This window comes from Thiohalomonas denitrificans, from assembly GCF_900102855.1.
In the GTDB taxonomy this organism is placed as follows: Bacteria; Pseudomonadota; Gammaproteobacteria; order Thiohalomonadales; family Thiohalomonadaceae; genus Thiohalomonas; species Thiohalomonas denitrificans.
Genome location: NZ_FMWD01000004.1, coordinates 187,961 through 208,366, shown reverse-complemented (window position 1 = coordinate 208,366; position 20,406 = coordinate 187,961). Strand labels below are relative to the sequence as shown.

Annotated in this window: 16 protein-coding genes; all 16 read left to right on the top strand. The window is 60.9% G+C overall.

Going from position 1 to position 20,406, the window contains the following annotated elements; all coding sequences use genetic code 11:
• Window positions 1–333 precede the first annotated feature (333 nt).
• The 16 genes from hemA (at window position 334) to BLP65_RS07535 (ending at window position 20,363) form a co-directional block, all read left to right on the top strand.
• A complete protein-coding gene (gene hemA, locus BLP65_RS07620) occupies window positions 334–1,602 on the top strand; it encodes a glutamyl-tRNA reductase (protein WP_092994896.1) in 1,269 nt (422 codons plus the stop codon).
• Window positions 1,599–2,684 carry a peptide chain release factor 1 gene (prfA, locus tag BLP65_RS07615; RefSeq protein WP_092994893.1) on the top strand — a complete coding sequence of 362 codons (1,086 nt, stop codon included), beginning with the start codon at window positions 1,599–1,601 and terminating at the stop codon, window positions 2,682–2,684. The genes hemA and prfA overlap by 4 nt, the downstream gene beginning before the upstream one ends.
• A gap of 464 nt (window positions 2,685–3,148) precedes the next feature.
• Entirely contained in the window at window positions 3,149–3,994 is an 846-nt protein-coding gene (gene prmC / locus BLP65_RS07610) for a peptide chain release factor N(5)-glutamine methyltransferase (protein WP_092994890.1), read from the top strand.
• Window positions 3,995–4,253: 259 nt separating this feature from the next.
• Window positions 4,254–4,655: a hypothetical protein gene (locus BLP65_RS07605; RefSeq protein WP_245688268.1), complete on the top strand. Its 402-nt coding sequence runs from the start codon at window positions 4,254–4,256 to the stop codon at window positions 4,653–4,655.
• Window positions 4,656–4,793: 138 nt separating this feature from the next.
• Window positions 4,794–5,540 (top strand): HesA/MoeB/ThiF family protein, encoded by a 747-nt coding sequence (locus BLP65_RS07600; RefSeq protein WP_092994885.1) that lies wholly within the window; start codon window positions 4,794–4,796, stop codon window positions 5,538–5,540.
• Window positions 5,541–6,130: 590 nt separating this feature from the next.
• On the top strand, window positions 6,131–6,538 hold the full coding sequence (locus BLP65_RS07595) for a M67 family metallopeptidase (RefSeq protein WP_092994882.1): 408 nt from the start codon (window positions 6,131–6,133) through the stop codon (window positions 6,536–6,538).
• A gap of 97 nt (window positions 6,539–6,635) precedes the next feature.
• Window positions 6,636–6,920 carry a hypothetical protein gene (locus tag BLP65_RS07590; protein WP_092994879.1) on the top strand — a complete coding sequence of 95 codons (285 nt, stop codon included), beginning with the start codon at window positions 6,636–6,638 and terminating at the stop codon, window positions 6,918–6,920.
• 435 nt (window positions 6,921–7,355) lie between these two features.
• The gene (locus BLP65_RS07580) at window positions 7,356–7,787 is read left to right on the top strand and encodes a hypothetical protein (protein ID WP_092994873.1); all 432 of its coding nucleotides are present in this window, start codon (window positions 7,356–7,358) and stop codon (window positions 7,785–7,787) included.
• Between the two features lie 348 nt (window positions 7,788–8,135).
• Window positions 8,136–9,128 (top strand): 2Fe-2S iron-sulfur cluster-binding protein, encoded by a 993-nt coding sequence (locus BLP65_RS07575; protein ID WP_092994870.1) that lies wholly within the window; start codon window positions 8,136–8,138, stop codon window positions 9,126–9,128.
• Between the two features lie 596 nt (window positions 9,129–9,724).
• On the top strand, window positions 9,725–12,493 hold the full coding sequence (gene ppdK, locus BLP65_RS07565) for a pyruvate, phosphate dikinase (protein WP_092994864.1): 2,769 nt from the start codon (window positions 9,725–9,727) through the stop codon (window positions 12,491–12,493).
• Window positions 12,494–12,579: 86 nt separating this feature from the next.
• Window positions 12,580–13,227: a hypothetical protein gene (locus BLP65_RS07560; RefSeq protein ID WP_139181453.1), complete on the top strand. Its 648-nt coding sequence runs from the start codon at window positions 12,580–12,582 to the stop codon at window positions 13,225–13,227.
• A 248-nt stretch (window positions 13,228–13,475) separates the two neighbouring features.
• Window positions 13,476–14,360, top strand: a complete 885-nt coding sequence (locus BLP65_RS07555; RefSeq protein WP_217631929.1) for an ABC transporter ATP-binding protein — start codon at window positions 13,476–13,478, stop codon at window positions 14,358–14,360.
• Window positions 14,357–15,358 carry an ABC transporter permease gene (locus BLP65_RS07550; RefSeq protein WP_092994855.1) on the top strand — a complete coding sequence of 334 codons (1,002 nt, stop codon included), beginning with the start codon at window positions 14,357–14,359 and terminating at the stop codon, window positions 15,356–15,358. The genes BLP65_RS07555 and BLP65_RS07550 overlap by 4 nt, the downstream gene beginning before the upstream one ends.
• 295 nt (window positions 15,359–15,653) lie before the next feature.
• Window positions 15,654–17,600 (top strand): serine protein kinase, encoded by a 1,947-nt coding sequence (locus BLP65_RS07545; RefSeq protein ID WP_092994852.1) that lies wholly within the window; start codon window positions 15,654–15,656, stop codon window positions 17,598–17,600.
• 9 nt (window positions 17,601–17,609) lie between these two features.
• Complete coding sequence (locus BLP65_RS07540; RefSeq protein WP_092994849.1) at window positions 17,610–18,788, top strand: DUF444 family protein; 1,179 nt, start codon at window positions 17,610–17,612, stop codon at window positions 18,786–18,788.
• Between the two features lie 180 nt (window positions 18,789–18,968).
• Window positions 18,969–20,363, top strand: coding sequence for a SpoVR family protein (locus tag BLP65_RS07535; RefSeq protein WP_092995467.1), 1,395 nt, complete (start codon window positions 18,969–18,971; stop codon window positions 20,361–20,363).
• Window positions 20,364–20,406: the final 43 nt, after the last annotated feature.

The following is a 20,406-nucleotide window of genomic DNA, read 5'->3' as shown; positions in this document are numbered from 1 at the left end:
GTCCACTATAGACATGTGAAAACGATTCGAGACTCCCGCCTTTGGCCCGAAATTTCTTTTGTAATCCGAATTCCGGGTGCCGATCGGCGGCCAGGGGCATGGAATTGCAGTATCAACCCGCTTTTCCTGTCGCCACGCCGGATTCTGTCTTGCGCCGAGGGTCCCTGGTCCGGCCATGCACCCTCTGCGCCTTGAATCCAGACCAGAATCCGGCGCAATATGGGGGCCAATTATCGGTTTCCGGGTCCTAAGTATAGAACTGGCCTTGATTAGGAAACGCGCACTAGCGCAAAATTGGCCGATACGCGAGTCACTTTCCGGGTTTGGGGTTCCATGACGCTGCTGGCTTTTGGCATCAATCACAAAACGGCACCCGTGAAGATCCGGGAACGGGTGGCCTTCTGTCCGGAAAAATTGCCGGAGGCACTGCAGGAGTTGTCGGCTCACAACGGAGTGAGCGAGGCGGCCATCCTGTCGACCTGCAATCGGACGGAGCTCTACTGCGGTCTGGATGACTCCGATCCCGAAGCCGTTCTCTCCTGGTTCAGGAAGTTTCACGGCCTCGATGCCAAAGAGGTGGATCCGTACATCTACACCCATCCGGATCGCATGGCGGTACGCCACATGCTGCGGGTGGCCAGCGGCCTGGATTCCCTGGTGCTGGGCGAGCCGCAGATCCTGGGGCAGATGAAGAGTGCCTACAGCACGGCCCACGACGCCGGCACTATCGGTCGAAAATTGAACCGGCTGTTTCAGCACACGTTTCTGGTCGCCAAGCAGGTACGCACTGATACGGCCATCGGCGCCAGTCCCGTCTCGGTGGCGTTCGCGGCGGTCAGTCTTTCCCGGCAGATCTATTCGGATCTCAGCGAGCACACCGCCCTGCTGATTGGCGCCGGCGAGACCATCGAGCTGGTGGCCCGGCATCTCTACGAAAATGGCATTCGGCAGATCGTGGTCGCCAATCGAACCGTAGAGAAGGCGCACGCGCTGGCTGCGGAATTCGGCGGCTATGCCATCGCACTCAATGAAATCCCCGCCCATCTGGCGGAGGCCGATATCGTCATCTCCTCCACCGGAAGCCAGCTTCCGATCCTCGGCAAGGGCATGGTGGAGTCGGCGGTGAAGGCGCGCAAGCACCGGCCGGTACTGATGGTCGATATCGCGGTTCCGCGGGATATCGAGCCGGAAGTGGGCGAGCTGGATGACATCTATCTCTATACGGTGGATGACCTGCAGGAGATCATCGACGAGGGGTTGCGCTCCCGCCAGGAAGCCGCCCAGCAGGCCGAGGAGATCATCGAAACCCAGGTAGCCCACTTCATGGGGTGGATGCGTTCGCTCCAGGCGGTGGCGACCATTCGTTCCTATCGCGGTCGCAGCGAGGCCATGCGTGACGAGGTGTTGGAGCATGCGATGCGGCAACTGCGCGCTGGTCACGACACGGAAGAGGTGATCACGGAACTGGCCCGGCAACTGACCAACAAGTTGACCCACGAACCTTGTGTTCAGATGAAACAGGCCGGTTACGAGGGGCGCCTGGAACTGCTGGATACCGCCCGCGAGCTGTTCAATCTCAAGATCCCCGAAGACAATCTGTGAAAGCCTCCATCCATAGCAAGCTCGAGAATCTCTCCGAGCGGCTGCAGGAGCTTAGTGCCCTGCTTGCCGATCCCGGAACCATTGGCGATCAGGGCCGTTTTCGCGGTCTTTCGCAGGAATATGCCCACCTGAAGCCCGTGGTGGAGACCTTTGACGCCTATCGCAGCACGCTCGACGACATCGAAACCGCCGAAGAGCTGGTCTCCGGGAGTGATCCGGAAATGCGCGCCATGGGTGAGGAGGAGCTCCGGGAGGCGCGGCAGCGGCGTGAAGAGCTGCAGGTTGAATTGCAGAAGCTGCTGCTGCCCCGCGACCCCAACGACACCAAGAACACCTACATCGAGATCCGTGCCGGTACCGGCGGTGACGAGGCGGCACTGTTCGCCGGCGACCTGTTTCGCATGTACAGCCGTTACGCCGAGCGCCAGCGCTGGCAGGTGGAGGTGATCTCTGCCAGTGAAGGGGAGCATGGCGGTTACAAGGAAATTATCGCCCGCGTGGTGGGGCAGGGCGTCTACTCGCGGCTGAAGTTCGAATCCGGCGCCCACCGCGTGCAGCGTGTGCCCGAGACCGAATCCCAGGGGCGGATTCACACCTCTGCCTGCACCGTGGTGGTGATGCCCGAGGTGGACGAGGTCGAGGCGGTGGATGTCAATCCTGCCGACCTCAAGGTGGATACCTTTCGCGCCTCCGGCGCCGGCGGTCAGCACGTCAACAAGACCGATTCGGCTATCCGCCTGACGCACCTGCCTTCCGGCATCGTCGTCGAGTGCCAGGACGAACGCTCCCAACACAAGAATCGCGCCAAGGCGATGGCTCTGCTGCGGACCAAGCTGTTTTCCGTCGAGCAGGAGAAGCAGGCGGCAGAACAGGCCGCAACCCGAAAGAGCCTCGTAGGCAGCGGCGACCGCTCCGAGCGCATCCGCACCTACAACTTTCCGCAGGGACGGGTCACCGATCACCGCATCAATCTCACGCTCTACAAACTCGAAGACATCATGCAGGGCGACCTTGACCAGGTGGTCGAACCGCTGATCTCCGAGCACCAGACCGAACAGTTGGCAGCCTTGGCCGAGGAGTAGGGAATCAGGCTTAACCACGGGGGACACGGGGACCACGGGGTAAACCAAATTGTTCGGTTTTTTCCGCCCCGTGAGTCCCGTGTTCCCCGTGGTGGTTCGAAATTCAAGGGATAATCGTTAAGTTCTTCAAGAGCCACCGGCCGCTGCGCGGCCCGAGGCCCGAATCAATGACGAACATTTAGCCGTCATTGCGAGGACGGCTACATGGATGTAGGTGGTAGAGCGACACAGGATGCCAAAGCCGAGCCCCAGCGACCAAGCAATCTCGAAGTGCCAAGTACCAGATTACTTCGTCGCTGGGGGCTCCTCATAATGACAGCGGGGGCAAGTTCATCAGGAGCCCCCTGCTGCACAGACCCTAAATGAGGAACTGATAGCCACGGGGACCACGGGGTAAAACAGGTCATTTGGTTTTTTCTTCCCCGTGCGCCCCGTGTTCCCCGTGGTTAAACGCTGAGCGCCCAATGCCGACGATTGCCGAAGCCCTGAAAGAAGCCGCCAAACGCCTGGCTGACCATGACACTGGGCGGCTGGATGCGGAGGTGCTGCTTGGTCATGTGCTCGGTCGGGGGCGAACCCATCTCTATACCTGGCCGGAACAGCGCCTCAGCGAGGAGCAGGCGGATCGCTTCGAGGCATGTATCCGCCGGCGCGCCGCCGGTCAACCGATAGCCCATCTGACCGGACATCGGGAGTTCTGGGATCTCGATCTGCAGGTTACCCCCGATACGCTGATTCCCCGTCCGGAGACCGAACTACTGCTGGAAGCGGCACTGGCGCGCATTCCCGCTGATGCCGAGTGGCGGCTGGCGGACCTCGGCACCGGCAGTGGCGCCATTGCGCTGGCCCTTGCCAGCGAGCGGCCGAAGTGCCGCGTGGTCGCTGTTGACCGATCCGTGCCGGCGCTGGCCGTGGCCCGCAGTAATGCCGAACGGGCCGGCCTTGTTAACGTGCAGTGGCTCACCGGCTCCTGGTTCGAGCCGTTGGGAGAGGACCGGTTTCGGCTGATCGTCAGCAACCCTCCCTATGTGCGCGAGGGCGATCCCTGCCTCTTGGAAGGGGATGTCCGCTTTGAGCCGCGCACGGCGCTGACCTCCGGCTCCGACGGACTGGACGCCATCCGCCGTCTGGTCACCGGCGCACCCCCGCACCTGGAAGCGGGCGGCTGGCTGCTGCTGGAGCACGGCTTCGACCAGGGGAGTGCCGTTCGCCAGCTCCTGGACAACGCCGGCTTTGCGAACGTATTCACAGAACGGGACCTCAGCGGACAGGAGCGGATAAGCGGCGGACAGATGGAAAAGCCCTCGTAGGGTACATTCTTCCAAGGCACCGCTCCACAAGCGACCGGATGCGTGCCCGAAACGGCCAACTTCTCCAAATGCACCATCTCGCCAACCGATGGGAGTCGCGGCGCATTGATTACCGGGCCTCACAACGGTATGGGGGATCCGGTAAATGCGCCGCTTTAAGGGCAGGTCGGGGGGCGTATCGAGAATGCGCCCTACGTGATCGTGGGGTGTCGCCGGGCAGGCTCGCATTCGATGAAATATTCGGGCTAAGATGGTGAGCATGGATACTGATCCAGACAGTCGGATTAAACACCGCGAGATTCTGTTTTGCACGCTTCGCCCTGATGATCAGGCTGATGCCGCCAGCCTGCTTCTCAATGGGGTGGAGGGGGTTCTGTACGCCCGTCCGGTGGGCGATACACAGCTTCTGGTCGGGTACGATATCCGCTATGTGACGCTCAATATCATCGATGATGCGCTCACCGAGCTCGGATTCCATCTCGCCAACCATCTGATGGCCAAGATCAAGCGGGCGCTCTACTACTACACCGAAGAGACGGAACGCCAGAATATGGGGCTTGAGCAGTGCAATACCGGTGTCCATGTATTTATTCAGCGTTATCAACGCCTCCAGCACGGCTGCCGCGACGGACGCCCCGAGTACTGGCGTAAATACCAATAAGGGCGCAGATACGAGGCATGAGGGACGAGATACGAGGAATGCGTGCGCTGCGCGCACAACCTCATTATGATCAACCACTCGCGCAGCGTGTTCATTCCCTCATATCCCGTATTCCGTATCTCATGCCTTTAGTTGAAGATGAACGAAGACCAACTCGAACGTTATAGCCGGCACATCACCCTTCCTCAGGTGGAGGCCCATGGTCAACAACGCCTGCTTGAATCGCGTGTGCTGATTATCGGTATGGGGGGGTTGGGTTCACCGGTGGCTATCTATCTCGCCTCGGCCGGGGTCGGTAAGCTGACGCTGGTTGATTTCGATCGGGTGGAACTCAGTAACCTTCAGCGCCAGGTCATTCATCGGCACAGCGATGTGGGCCGCTCCAAGGTCGAGTCGGCGCGGGATGCGATCCTGTCGCTCAACCCCGATGTGACCGTCGAGACCATCGACGGCCAGTTGGAGGGGGAGGCACTCCGTACCCAGGTTGCAAAAGCTGACGTGGTGCTGGACTGCTCCGACAATTTCGAGACCCGCTTCGCTCTCAATGAGGCCTGTGTGCGCCACCGAACCCCGCTGGTCTCGGGAGCGGCGGTTCGCTGCGAAGGTCAGGTGACGGTATTCCACAACGAGCGGGATGATGCGCCCTGTTATCGCTGTCTCTACCGGGACGAGAGCGGCGAGGGCGAAAACTGCAATCTCACCGGCGTACTCTCCCCGGTGGTCGGTATTATAGGCACCGTGCAGGCGACCGAAGCGGTCAAGGTTCTGCTCGGGATCGGCGAGACCCTGGGGGGGCGTTTACTGCTGCTCGATGCATTGTCGATGGAGTGGCGAACGCTCCGGTTGCGCAAAGATCCTGCCTGCCCGGTCTGCGGATCCAGGTAGGCGCCGCCTTGGCGTGTGATGGCTCCGTGATGCAAATCGCCGCGAGGGCGCGCCTCCTACCGGAGGCTGTGGCTCCGTCCCCCTGGTAGGAGGGCCGCCCCGGCGCGATGGCCTCCGTGACGAATATCGCCGCGAGGGCGCGCCTCCTACCGGGGTTGTGGCTCCGTCCCCCTGGTAGGAGGGCCGCCCCGGCGCGATGGCTCCGGACGGAATTCGCCGCGAGGGCGCGCCTCCTACCGGAGGCTGTGGCTCCGCCCCACTGGTAGGAGGGCCGCCCCGGCGCGATGGCCTCCGTGATGAATATCGCCGCGAGGGCGCGCCTCCTACCGCGGCTGTGGCTCCGTCCTCTGGTAGGAGGGCTGCCCCGGCGCGATGGCTCCGTGACGAATATCGCCGCGAGGGCGCGCCTCCTACCGCGGCTGTGGCTCCGTCCCCCTGGTAGGAGGGCCGCCCCGGCGCGATGGCCTCCGTGACGAATATCGCCGCGAGGGCGCGCCTCCTACCGGGGCGTGGCTCCGTCCCTCTGGTAGGAGGGCCGCCCCCGGCGCGATAATCCAACCAGCAACCAGCAACCAGCAACCAAAAACACCATGACGCCCATTCGAATTCCCCGCACCATCGTTAATCAAATCCTTTCTCATGCGCAGAGTTCTCCGGAGAGCGAGGTCTGTGGCCTTATCGGTGCGGCGAATGGCGAGCCCCGGCGGGTCTACCCGGTTGCAAACGCTGCTCGCCGGCCCGATGCGCTGTTTCAGATGGACCCCAGGGAGCAGGTCGATGCGATGCGCTCGATCCGGGAAGCCGACCAATCCCTGTTCGCCATCTATCACTCCCACCCGCATGCCCCGGCGTTGCCGTCGCCGATCGATCTGGAGGAGGCCTCCTATCCGGAGGTGCTATATCTGATCGTGTCGCTGGACACCAAGGGGGTACTGGAAATGCGGGGGTTTCGCCTGCGCGAGGGCCGGGCGGAGGATGTGCAACTGGAAGTTTTGTAAGGTGCGTTCTTAATCCACGTGTGCTCGAAAACCGCCGGCCGACGCTTTCGTGTTACGCTGCCGTAAATCTGTTTTGCAAAAAAACGAGGGGTAAGGAATGGCCGAAACGGTCGATGAACTTTCGGTGGATTTCACCGAAGACGGATTACTGGTGACCAAGCAGTTGGACAAGGTGGTGCTCACCAAGGGGGCCTGGGCGACGATACTTTATCGCTATCAGGACTGGGATCGTGCCAAGGAGGAATACGGCCCCGAGAAGTACACGATTCGTCGTTACCAGAAGCGCCACGGCGCTTATCAGCAGAAATCGAAATTCAATATTTCGAGCAAGGATCAGGCCCGCAAAATCGTCGATGCGCTCGAGCAGTGGATCGGTGACTAATCCGGACCTTACGTTCCACAAGTTCACCCCCGGCGTGGGCTTCGCCTCTAGTGTACTGTTGCATGCTTGTCGGTGCTTTCAGCGAGCCGCTGGCCGGCCAGATGCAAGACGCGTTTCGCAGGGAATGGTGTGCCCTTTGCAAGAAACGCAACGCCGCAGATGGCCGGCCCGCGGCTCGCCCGAAGGGAGCCCCCCAAAAACGCCATGACGGCGTTGCAGCGCTTGACAAGGGAATGACCATTGCCTGCGCGTTGCGCCTTGTCCTAACATTTTTGGGGGGCTCTGAAAGTATCGCCAAGCATGCAACAGTACACTACGCGGTGCGCCCTGCCGGGAGTGGAAGCTCGATTCCCGGTAGAACCCGGCGCCGGCGAAAAGTCGCAAAGGGGCAACTCGATGGTAACAGCTGCGGAAAGCCGGAGGAGCCGTAAATCCATGGGGCATCTCGTGCACGTGGCCAAGGCAGCGAGGCTGCTCAACGTCAACCGCGGTAAGTTGCAGGATCTGATTCGGAGCGGTGAACTTCAAACCTTCGGCGGTAAGCTCGACCTCGAAGAGCTGGAGGCGCGCTTCCCCGAATTGGCCATCGACCGTTCGCCAATCATCGAGCGACTGGAACTGATCCGTGCCAGCGCGTTTTCCCGACGCGTTACCGAGACTGTCGCCCCCGAACGCGACCAGCTGACCAGTCAGTTGAAAAAGTGCAATACGGCACGCTCCGTGGCGGAAGGACGAGCCGATAAATACGAGAAGCTCCTCAAGGATGTCGCGCAGCACCTCAGCGAACTACAAAACAGCAAGGATGCCGGCAAGTGTGAAATGGCTGCCGACCTCAGCCGCTGGTTATTGGCACGAATGAATCGGTAGGTGGCGTAGGTCGGCTTTCAGGCCGTCATTGAAGTTTGACGGGTTGGAGCCTGACCTATTGGCCCATTATTCAGGAAAAGACGGCGATTCGGATCACGAGGGCATCGCGCCGGGGGCGGCCCTCCTACCTGGAGAGGGAACCGTATTGGTTCAGGTAGGAGGCGCGCCCTTGCGGCGATTCGCTTCACGAAGGCATCGCGCCGGGGGCGGCCCTCCTACCGTGAGGGGCCGTATTGGTCCGGGCAGGAGGCGCGTTCTCGCGGCGATTTGCGTCGCGAAGGCATCAGGCCAAGGGCGGTCTCCTACATTGGATAATCACCTGCAGAGTGAAAAGAGCAAGGAGAAACTGTGAGCTATCGAGTCCAGCTATTGCCGAGCGGCCGCACCTTTACCGCCGAGGCCCACGAAAGCCTGCTCGATGCCGGATTGCGCTCGGGGGTCAACCTTCCCTACAGCTGTGCCGGTGGGAGCTGCGGCGAATGCAAGGCACGCGTCCTGTCGGGAGATGTCGATCTGCTGTCTCGTCATGAATACGTTATTCCGGAAGCGGAAAAACTGCGCAATACGATTCTGCTCTGCTCCAACGCGCCGACTTCGGACGTGGTGCTTGAGGTGGTTGATACGGGGGAAGCGGGCGAGATTCCGCATCAACGAATCCGGGCCCGGATCGCCAGCGCACGGCGGGTTGGTGACTACCTTCTTCTCCAGGTACGGACGCCCCGTACCCAGACGTTGCGCTTCCTGGCCGGACAGTATGTCACCTTGAGTGTCGAGGGTGTCGGAAATCGGCCGGCGGCAGTGGGCAGTTGTCCGTGCAACGGCCGGGTTGTCCAGTTTCAACTGCATCGTGACGAAGATCCGGTCGCGGCCCACCTGTACGAACATGCCGACACCGGGGCTCCCCTCGCGATCGAGGGCCCTTACGGCAACTTCACGCTGGACGAGTCCTCTTCCGCACCGCTGGTCATGGTTGCGGAAGGGACCGGCTTCGCGCCGATTAAAAGCCTTGTCGAGCACTTTATCGCCCTGGAACGGGAGCTGCCGGTCCGTCTTTTCTGGATTGCGGAGCCGGGTGGGCACTACTTGGAAAATGTCTGCCGCTCCTGGCGGGACGTCCTCGACAACTTCGAGGTGTTTCTCATCGATAGAACCCCGGGGCTGGAGATCGCCGCAGTCATTGAGCCGATCCGCAGCGCCGCGCCGGACAGTGCCGACTGGTACCTCGCCTGTTCGCCGGAAATCGAAGCGGCTCTCCGCGAGGCCTCTTCCGGTCGTCTTCGGGTCTATTCGTATGAGACCGGATCCCGAGAGCACGGATCCGCCGACAGCTCTCTGGCATAGGTCGTGCTTTAGCCCGACAGATAGCGACAGGCCCTCTCGGCTGAAGGCCAATGTGCACAATGAGCCGCGCCGGCAGGGCGGTCCGAATCTCCCCGGTTTTGTGCGGCACGATCGCTACGCCCGCAAAATTTGAAAATTCTGCCTCATCTCCCTCCATGCCCCCCACATTACCTAAAGCCGATCTGCTGCTAGTGTACTGTTACATGCTTGTCGGTGCTTTCAGCGAGTCGCTGGCCGGCCAGACCGCTCCTGCGCATCCATGCGCCCACGGCATTTGTGCATCCATGCACATCATGCAAGGCGCGTATCGCAGGGAATGGCGCGCCCTTTCCAAGAAACGCAACGCCGCAGATGGCCGGCCAGCGGCTCGCCCGAAGGGAGCCCCCCAAAAACGCCATGACGGCGTTACAGCGCTTGACAAGGGAATGACCATTGCCTGCGCGCTGCGCCTTGTTCTGACGTTTTTGGGGGGCTCTGAAAGTATCGCCAAGCATGCAACAGTACACTAGCTTTCGTTTAAGCGAACCCATTTGTGTAGACACATTGGGTTCAGGGCGGCTTCGGAATCAACCAATTCAGTGGTGAAAGGGAAATTCATGGCAGCACAACAGTGGGTGTACGCCTTCACCGAAGGTGACGGTAAAGACAAAAAACTGCTGGGCGGCAAGGGCGCCAACCTCTGCGAGATGACCCAGATCGGGTTGAATGTCCCGCCCGGCTTCGTTATCACCACCCAGGCCTGCCTGGACTACCTTGCGCACGCCGAGCGGCAGCTGCCCGAAGGGCTTCCGGATGAGATTCGCACCCACATCCGCAGCCTCGAGCAGCAGACCGGCAAGGTTTTCGGGGGTGCCGACAATCCGCTGCTGGTCTCGGTGCGCTCGGGTTCGGCCATGTCCATGCCGGGCATGATGGACACCATCCTCAACCTGGGCCTGAACGACGACACCCTCTCCGGTCTCATTCAACAGACGGGGAATGAGCGCTTTGGATGGGACGCCTATCGGCGCTTCATCCAGCTGTTCGGTCATGTGGCGCTTGGCATTGCCGATAGTCATTTCGATGAGCACTTCGACGCCATCAAGCGCCAGGCGGGCGTCAAGGCCGATATCGGGCTTGACGCCGAGCACCTCGAAGAGATCTGCCGCCTGTTCCTGGAAGTGGTTGAGGAGCAGACCGGCAAGCCCTTCCCCCGCGACCCCTACCAGCAGCTGGAGTTGGCGGTGAAGGCCGTGTTCAACTCCTGGAGGGGCAAGCGCGCCGTGGATTACCGCCGCGAGTTCAAGATCACCCCGGAAATGGCCAACGGCACCGCCGTCAACGTGGTGACTATGGTGTTCGGCAATATGGGCAATGACTGCGCTACCGGCGTGGGATTCACCCGCGACCCGGGCACCGGCGAAAACGTAATGTTCGGCGAATATCTGGTCAATGCCCAGGGCGAGGACGTGGTGGCCGGCATCCGCACGCCCAAGCCGGTTTCGGAGATGGCCGACGAGATGCCGGAGATGTATCGGCAACTGGTGGAACTTCGCAACAAGCTGGAATCCCACTATCGGGAGGTCCAGGATTTCGAGTACACCATCGAGAAGGGCACGCTCTACTGCCTTCAGACACGCAACGGCAAGATGAATGCCGCCGCCCGGGTGCGCACCTCGGTGGAGATGGCCAATGAGGGGCTGCTCTCCCGTGAAGAGGCCCTGTTGCGGGTCGAGCCCGACATGCTCGAGCAGCTGCTTCATCCCCGTCTCGATCCGGAGCACAAGAGCACGCCGGTGGCCACCGGCCTGCCCGCCTCGCCCGGTGCCGCGGCGGGCAAGGCGGTGTTCGATGCCGATCGCGCCGAGCTGCTGGGGCGCGCCGGCCAGAAAGTGATACTGGTTCGAGAGGAGACCAAGCCCGAGGATATTCATGGCTTCTTTGCCTCGGAAGGTATCCTCACCTCCCGTGGCGGCAAGACCTCCCACGCAGCGGTGGTGGCCCGAGGGATGGGCAAGCCCTGCGTGGCAGGCGCCGAGGGCATCGTGGTGAACGTCAAGGCGCGCATGGCCGCCGTGGGCGAGACCACCTTCCTGGAGGGGGACACCCTCACCATCGACGGCACCACCGGTAACGTTTATATCGGCGAAATCGCTACCGTCGATCCGGAGTTCTCCGACAACCTGAAGACCCTCCTGGCCTGGTCCGACGCTATCGCCCGCCTGCAGGTCATGGCCAATGCCGATACCCCGGCGGCTGCCCAGAAGGCCGTCGATTACGGCGCGCAGGGCATCGGGCTGTGCCGCACTGAGCGCATGTTCAATGCCGTGGAGCGGCTTCCGGTGGTGGTGGAGATGATTTTGGCCGATACCCTGGAAGAGCGTCGCGACGCCCTCGATAAGCTCCTGCCCATGCAGCGCGGCGACTTCAAGGAGATCTTCCGGGTGATGTCGCCACGGCCGGTCACTGTGCGCCTGCTTGACCCGCCGATGCACGAATTCCTGCCCACCGAGGCGCAGTTGCTCGAGGAGCTCGAGCACCTGCAGAAACTGCATGTCAACATGCAGGGAATCGGCGAGTTGGTGGGCAGTCTGCGTCTCTTGCGACCCGGGGCCCGACACACGGACATGCCGGCGCCTTTTGATGTGCTCAATGCCGACCTGGTGGCCGAAGCGATCACCAAAAAGCGCCAGATGCTGAACAAGGTACGGGTGCTCTACGAGGTCAACCCGATGTTGGGGCACCGCGGTGTGCGGCTCGGGATTACCTATCCCGAAATCTACCGCATGCAGATCCAGGCGGTACTGGAGGCGGCGGCGGAACTCCAGCGGGAGGGGATCGACGTGATCCCCGAAATCATGGTGCCGCAGGTTATTAGTCCCGAAGAGCTGAAGATCGTCAAGCAGTACACCGAAGAGGTGCAGCAGCAGGTGGAGAGACACTACGATGTTTCCCTCAACTACCGCTTCGGCACCATGATGGAGACGGTACGTTCCACCCTGCGCGCGGAGCGGATAGCGGGATACGCCGACTTCTTCTCCTTTGGGACCAACGACCTGACGCAGGCCGCCTTCTCCTTCTCCCGGGAGGATGCCGAGAACAAATTCCTGCCCCAGTACATTGCGCGCGGGATCCTCAGGGACAACCCCTTCGAGGCGCTTGATTACAATGGTGTACTGAAACTGATGAATATCGCCGTAAAGGATGGACGCAAGGTTCGCCCCGATTTGAAGGTGGGGATCTGCGGTGAGCACGGCGGGCATCCTGCCTCCATCCGACATTGCCATCACATCGGCCTCTCGTATGTCTCCTGCTCGTCCCCGCGGGTTCCGGTGGCGCGTCTGGCCGCCGCCCAGGCCATGCTGACGGAGGACGAATATCAGTAGTTTCCGTCCATGGAGGGCAGCCTCGCGGGAGCCGTATGCGGTCGCCGGGGTCTGCCTATACTTTTTTGATGTTGGAAGCATGCGTGGTGGCTTGGAAGAGTGCGCCTTATGAGGAGAAACATATGGATGTGGAGTCGTTGGTGCGGACTGCGCCGCCGCGTCGTCTTCAGGTGAGCTATCTGCGATGGGGGGCGGTGTTTGCCGGCACCATTGTGGGGCTTTCGGTTTTCCTGCTGCTGGCGCTACTGGGAGTTGCAGCCGGGCTTACCGTAGTGGGGGCAGAGCAACCGGACCTGGGTGCCGTGCCTCCGATGACGGGGGCGTGGACGGTGATCAGCATGCTGATCGCCGTTTGGCTGGGAGGCAATGTGGCGGGTCGCCTTTCGGGTCTGGCGCGGCGTTCTGACGGGGTGCTGCACGGCTTTGTGGTCTGGGCGACCGTTACCCTGCTGTTGGCCTGGTTAATGTCCACGGCCATGGGGGCGGTTTTTGGGGGAGCGTTTGCCGTGTTTGGTCAGGAGTTGGCTGAACTGGGGCAAACGGGCCCGGCCGGACAGGTCGATGGTGCCGGGATTTCCGAGCGGCTGGATGCGCTCTCGACTACGTTCTGGTGGCTGTTTGCCGGGCTTCTGCTTTCCCTGGGGCTCGGCCTCTGGGGCGGCGCTGTGGGTGTTCGGGTGACCGCCGACCGGTCGACGGGAGAACATGAAGATCAGCGCAAGCTCCGGGCTTGAAGCAGTGCGAGGTCAAAGATACGAGATTTGAGGGAGGGAGTGCGCTGCGCGCCTGAAAGAGATATGAGGGAAAAGATACGAGATTCGAGGGGGTGAGTGCGCTGCGCGCACGTTCATTAAGATAAGGCGCGGGCGAAGCTCGCACATCCCCTCGCATCTCGCATCTTTCCCCTCGTATCCTGTTCTTTTTGCGTCGGGGCCCCTTTGCGTTGAAAATGGCGTCCCTTTCACGCCGGATCCCGCTTATCGTGCCTGCACTGATCGAAGTTCGTAATCTGGTAAAGCAGTTTCGCGGCGTACGGGCCGTCGATGGCGCGAGTTTCTCGATTCGCAAGGGAACCTGTTTCGGTCTGCTCGGACCCAACGGGGCGGGAAAAACCACCACCATTGAAATCCTCGAAGGAATCACGAGCCCTACTTCGGGCGAACTTTTCTATCAGGGTGAACCGTTGGGACGCCGTTTCCGGGACGAGGCGGGCATCATGTTCCAGTCCACCTCATTGCAGGAACATATCACGGTTCGCGAGGCGCTGAAGCTCTTTGCGCGACTCTATCCCCGCTCTGTGCCGTTGAAGGATCTGGTCGCCTCCTGTTCGCTGGAGGACATCCTGGACCGGGATACCCACAAGCTTTCCGGGGGTCAGCGGCAGCGCCTGCTGCTGGCCATCGCGCTCGTCAACGACCCGGAGGTGCTGTTCCTGGATGAGCCGACCACCGGGCTTGATCCCCAGGCACGTCGCCGGCTCTGGGATCTGGTGAGGGACATCAAGCAGCGGGGCAAGACGGTATTGCTGACCACCCATTATATGGAAGAGGCCTACGTGCTCTGCGACGAGATCGCCATCATGGACCACGGCCGAATCATCGCCGAAGGCAGTCCCAAGGCGTTGCTGGCCGAGCACTTTCACGACGTGGTGCTGGACCTGCCGGCCGAGGATTTTCATCCCGACCGCGAGGACCCGGAACTGACGGCACTCCACTGTGGTGACCGCGTGGAGCTGCTCTCTTCGGACGTCAACGATACTATCCGCCGGCTTATCGATGCAGGAGTTCCCCTGGGCAGACTGCAGATCCGTGAGCGTACGCTCGATGACCTGTTCCTCGAACTGACCGGCAAGGATCTGCGCAAATGAGGCTTTCACGGTTGCTGGCGATCTTCTGGGCGCGCAACAAGGAATTTTTTCGGGACCGCTCGGCCCTGGCCTGGAATGTGCTGTTTCCCGTGTTGATCGTGGCCGGTTTCGCCTTCGCCTTTTCGGATGAGCGCGTCGATCTCTACAAGGTGGGTGTCATGGGCGAGCCGGAGGTCGCCAAGGCCCAGTTCCGGGATTTGCAGTACGTGGACTTTATCGCTGTCGATGACTTTCAGTCGGGGCTGCGAAAGGTTCAGCGGCACCAGCTCGATCTGTTGATGGAGCCGGGCAGCAACCGCTACTGGGTGAATGAAACCTCGCCCCGCGGGCATATCCTGGAACGAGCCCTCAAGGGCTCCACCGGACAATCGCTGGTGCGGCAGGCGGTGCAGGGGGAACAGGTTCGTTATGTGGATTGGCTGCTGCCGGGTGTGCTTTCCATGAACATGATGTTTTCGGCCCTCTACGGGGTGGGCTATGTCATCGTGCGATACCGGAAAAACGGTGTGCTGAAGCGGCTGAAGGCGACGCCGCTGAGCGCTTTCGAGTTTCTGAGTGCGCAGGTCATTTCCCGCCTCTGGGTCATTCTTCTGGTGACGGCGGGTGTCTTTTTCGGGGTGAGTCTCTTCATCGATTTCCCGATGGAGGGTAGTTATCTGGATTTGCTGCTTATCTTTACGCTCGGCGCCATGAGTGTAATCAGCCTCGGGTTGGTGATTGCCTCGCGCAGCGCCAGTGAGGAGTTTGCCAGCGGATTGCTCAATCTCGTGAGCTGGCCGATGATGTTTCTCTCCGGTGTCTGGTTTTCCCTCGAAGGCCTTCACCCGCTAGTGCAGAAGATTGCCCTGATTTTCCCCCTTACCCACCTGATCGATGCGGCACGAGCCGTCATGATCGATGGCGCAGGTCTGTTGCAGGTTGCGGACCGCCTGGCGGTTCTGGCGGCGATGACCGTGGTGTTTCTGTTCATCGGCGCCGTGGCGTTTCGCTGGGAGTAGTAACTTCTTCACCACTGCCTGAATTTCGAACCACGGGGAACACGGGACGCACGGGGAGAAAAAACCCGAACAACCTGTTTTACTCCGTGGTCCCCGTGTACCCACAAGATCCTTTTTCCCTCCTGCCCATAGGGGCATAAGTGTCGGTTTTCCGTTGCAGGTTAGAGAAGATCGGGAACTTGGCACAATCGGGGCACTCTGTTCTTAAAACCGTTCTTTCCTTGTCTATCCTTGCTGTATGGGGCCGAGCGCGGCCGAGCTTTTCCACCCGGAGAATAACCACACGAGAAGCGCTATGGCACATGATTCCAATGATCGATCCCAGGAGTTTATTGATTCCCTGTCTGCGTATACCCGCGAGCACAAGGCGAGGTACTGGGAGGGAAACTTTCAGGAGTTCCTAGAACAAGTCGTCCACGAACGACCGATCGATGTGGCACGCACGTCCCATCAGTACATCTGGGACATGCTGCGCTGGTACCGGAAGGAGAAAGAGGAGAGCTCGGAGACCGATGAGTCTCCCACGCAACTTTTCTCCAATGAATTGTTCGGTATCGAATCGGCACTCGGTCGGGTGGTGGACTACTTCAAGGGCGCGAGTGCCGGCTCCGAGGTAGGGCGACGTCTGCTGCTTCTGCTCGGCCCCCCCTCGGGCGGTAAATCGACCCTGGTCATTCTGCTCAAGCGGGGCCTGGAGGAGTACAGCCATACCGATGATGGCGCCCTCTATGGGCTGAAGGGCTGTCCGGTGCGCGAGTCCCCCCTGCACCTGGTTCCCTATACGCTGCGCGGCGAGTTCCGTGAGAACTACGGTGTGGAGATCCAGGGGGAGCTCTGCCCTTACTGCCGCGCCCGGCTGGAGGATGAGTTCGAAGAGGACTTCATGCGCTTCCCGGTAGAGCGCATCTTTCTCTCCGAAGCATCCCGCAGCGGCGTCGGCACGTATGCACCCCATGATCCGACCACCGCCGATATCGCTGACCTGGTCGGTTCTGTCGATCTCTCCAAGGTCGCCGACTACGGGGATGAAGGCGACCCGCGCGCCTGGTCGTGGTCCGGTGCAGTGTATGCGGCGAGTCGCGGCTTGCTGGAGATGATCGAGATCCTCAAGGTCAAGCGGGAGTTTCTCTACCTGCTACTGACGCTGACCCAGGAAAAGAACGTCAAGGTCGCCCGTTTTCCGCTCATCTATCTGGACGAGACCATCCTCGCCCATACTAACCTGGCCGAATTCAACAAGTTTGTTCAGGAGAAGGAGAACGAAGCACTGCTCGACCGCATGGTGATTGTGCAGGTGCCCTATACCCTCGATTATCGGGAAGAGGCGCGCATCTACCAGAAGCTTATCTCCACGGCCTCCGCCTTCCGCGATGTGCACCTGGATCCGCATACCCTGCGGGTAACCGCAGTGTTTGCCATTCTCACCCGGCTCCAGCGCGGTGAGCGCGAGAATATGGACCTGTCGCGCAAGATACGGCTCTATGCCGGTGAATCCGTCGAGGGCATCTCCGAGAACGAAGTGGAGCGCATTCGCAAGGAGACACCCGCCGAGGGGCTGACGGGTGTCTCGCCCCGCTTCGTGATCAATGCCATTTCGAACGCCATCACCCGCAGCGAGGTGAGCAGCCTGACCTCCATGGAGGTCCTGCTGGCGCTGAAGGATGCCATCGAATCCGATGCCCGCATGGAGGAGAAGCAGAAGCGGCACTGGATCGATTTTCTGGTCATTGCGCGCAAGGACTTCTACAACCGCTGGGTCAAGGAGGATGTCCACAAGGCGATGTTTGCCTCCTTCGAGGAAGAGGCGCAGACGCTGCTCGACAAATACCTCGACGAGGTGGAGGCCTCGCTGGACCAGCGTGCGGTGGAAGACCCCATCACCGGAGAACAGCGTCAGCCGGATGAGCGCTTCATGCGGCAGGTGGAGGAGAAGATCCACATCTCCGACTCCGGCAAGGGCAGTTTCCGGCAGGAGGTGGTCCGCAAGGCGATGGTGGCGTTCAAGCGGGGTGAATCCTTCACGCTGGATAGCCATGCCCGGCTCCACGAGGCCATCAAGCAGTATCTCTTCGAGGAGCGGCGCGATGTGCTGCGGCTCGTGACTTCCAGCGCCCGTCCGGACGAGGAGGCGCAGCAGAAGATCTCGGCCGTGGAGCAGCGTCTGGTGGATGAATACGGATACGATCGGCATTCGGCCAGGGAGGCATTGAATTACGTCACCACACTGTTATCGCAGGAATAGGGGAGGCGGATGAGCGAGCGGAACCAGCACCACTCCACTACCAGTGCGGATACCCGCTGGTACGATCTTTTCTCCCGCGGCAGTCGCGACTGGCTGCGCCACAACGAAAAGGTACGTGAAGCGGTCCGTGACCATGTCATGGACATTGCCGCGGAAGCGGACGTGCTTTCCGGCAGCGGCGAACGCCGCGTGCAGGTACCGGTGCGGTTTCTGGAGCATTACCGCTTCAAGCTGGCAAAGGGCAAACAGAGCAAGGGTGTCGGGCAAGGCAAGGTGCAGCCGGGCGATGTGCTCCGCCACGGACAGGCCCAGGGTGAGGGCGGCAAGTCCGGAAGCGGTTCCGGGGAAGGGGGGCTGGAGTTTGTTCTGGAGTTCAAGGTCGATGAGCTGGTCGACTGGCTCTGGGAGGAGCTGGAACTTCCCAACCTGGAACCGCGCGCGAACACTATCGATGAAGACGAATTCACCCGTGCCGGCTGGGACAAGAAGGGAGCCCGGGCGCGCCTCGACCGGCGCCGCTCTATGAAGGAGTCCATCAAACGGCGTGTGGTACAGCCGGAAGGGCCGGTCTTTACCAATGAAGACCTGCGTTACCGCCAGCTGGTGCGCCGGCCGCGCCCCTCGACCAATGCCGTGGTGTTCTTTGCACTCGATGTCTCTTCGTCGGTAACCGAGCAGGAGCGACGGCTGGCCAAGACCTTCTTTTTTTGGGCCCTGCAGGGGCTTCGCCGGCAGTACGAGCACATCGAAACCGTGTTCGTAGCCCACACCGTTCGTGCCTGGGAATTCCCCGAGCAGGAATTCTTCCAGGCTCGTGCCCAGGGCGGGACCGTGGCCTCCACCGCCTTCAACAAGGTGCTGGAGGTGATTGACGAGCGTTACGACCCGGGGCGCTACAACATCTATCTGTTTTATGCGTCGGATGGAGAAAACTTCGCCGATGATCGCCAGCCGGCCGGCGCTGCCCTCGATCAGCTCTGTCCGATGAGCAGTTTTATCGGCTATCTGGAGACCGGCCGCACCGTTCAGTCGGATTACCAGACGGAAACCTCCAGGCTGTTCCAGCGTGCAGCGCTCCGGGGCTTCCCGGTGGCTACCTATCCGCTCGCCGAAGAGGGGCATATATGGGCCGCCATTCGGCATTTCTTTCGCAGGCAGGCCGCCGAGCAGGAGGAGGTGCAGGTCTAATGGGATTTTTCACCGCAAAGACGCAAAGGACGCAAAGAAAGCTCGGACTTCATGCGCAGCAACGGCCCTGCTTTTGCCGGTGCATCGAGTTACACCGAGTGGACCGATAAGCCATTGACGCCTTGGCGCTCTTGGCGCCTTTGCGGTTCGATTCTCCTTTATCTAATCGACTGGGCCGATATGAATGAAAAGCTGAAGGAGTACACCGAGCGGCTGGAGGCACTCGGCAAAGAGCTGGGGCTCGACTATTACCCGGTGGATTTTCAACTTGTTCCCCCGGCCTTCATGATGGAGGTGGCGGTCTACGGGTTGCCGGTGCGAATGCCGCACTGGTCGTTCGGCGTCCGTTACATCTATCAACTGGTGCAACACCGGATGGGGGCCTCCAAGATCTTCGAGGTGGTCTATCCCGGCAATCCCGGTCGGGCCTATCTGGCCGATACCAATACGGTGGAGGAAAACACGCTGGTCGTCGCCCACGTGTTGGGCCATGCGGATTTTTCCAAAAACAATCTGCTGTTCAGGCGCGGCCAGGAAGAGATTGGTTATCATATCGTCGAGCAGGCCGCCGCCCATGCCGGCCAAATCTCGAACGCGATCACCGAACATGGGCAGGAGCGTGTCGAAGCCGTCCTTGATGCGGCGCTGGGGCTGGAGCAGCACATCGATATTCACAAGGGCTTGCGGCGACCCCGCTATCCCGAGTGGGAGGAGGCGCCTGCCGATGAGGCGGGGGATGAGTTCCAGACCCGCTACGACAAGCTTCTGGAGGAGGCACCGGTCCCCGAAATGCAGCCGTCGCGCCAACGGGCGCCGATTCCGCCGCATCCCGAACACGACCTGTTGTGGTTTATCGCACAGTACGCCCCCGAACTGGAGGATTGGGAGCGCGACATTTTCCTGATGGTGCGGGAAGAGTCCTTCTACTTTTATCCGGTGTTCGCCTGTCAGATTATGAACGAAGGCTGGGCTTCCTACTGGCATGCAAGGCTGTTGCGTGAAGCCGATTTTCTACCCCCGGATCTCTACGTCCAATCCGCCAAGACTCACTCGGATGTCGTGCGCCCCTATGCCGGCGAGCAGCAGGTTGCGCTCTCCATCAATCCCTATTACCTGGGTTTCTCCCTGTGGGAGCAAATCGTGAAAAACGAGGGGCTGGAGGCGGCGCGTTCCATCATGGAGCAGGATGATGACTTCAGCTTCATCCGCAATCATCTGACGGAGCAGATGGCCAGGGATCTGGACCTGTTCGACTTCGCTGCGCGGCGTGATGGCCGGATCATTGTCGAGGAATTTGATATCGATGCCATCCGTGAAGCGGTGTTGTCGCACAAATTCAATTTCGGCGCGCCGCGAATAGCCGCCACCGGCCTGCGCAATGACGGGACGCTGGAGTTGCATCACTACAGCGAAACCGACGGACGCGGGCTCGACCTGAGCAGCGCGCGCAAAGTCCTGGAGTACATCCATCGGGTCTGGCGACGCCCGGTCCAGGTGGAAACCATCGACGCCAACGGCGAAAAGGAGATTATCCGTGAAGGCTTCGGACCTCGCGAGGTGTCGGGGTCCCGGTAGGCGGCGCACGGCGATTTTCGTAACGAACAGCATCGCGCCGGGG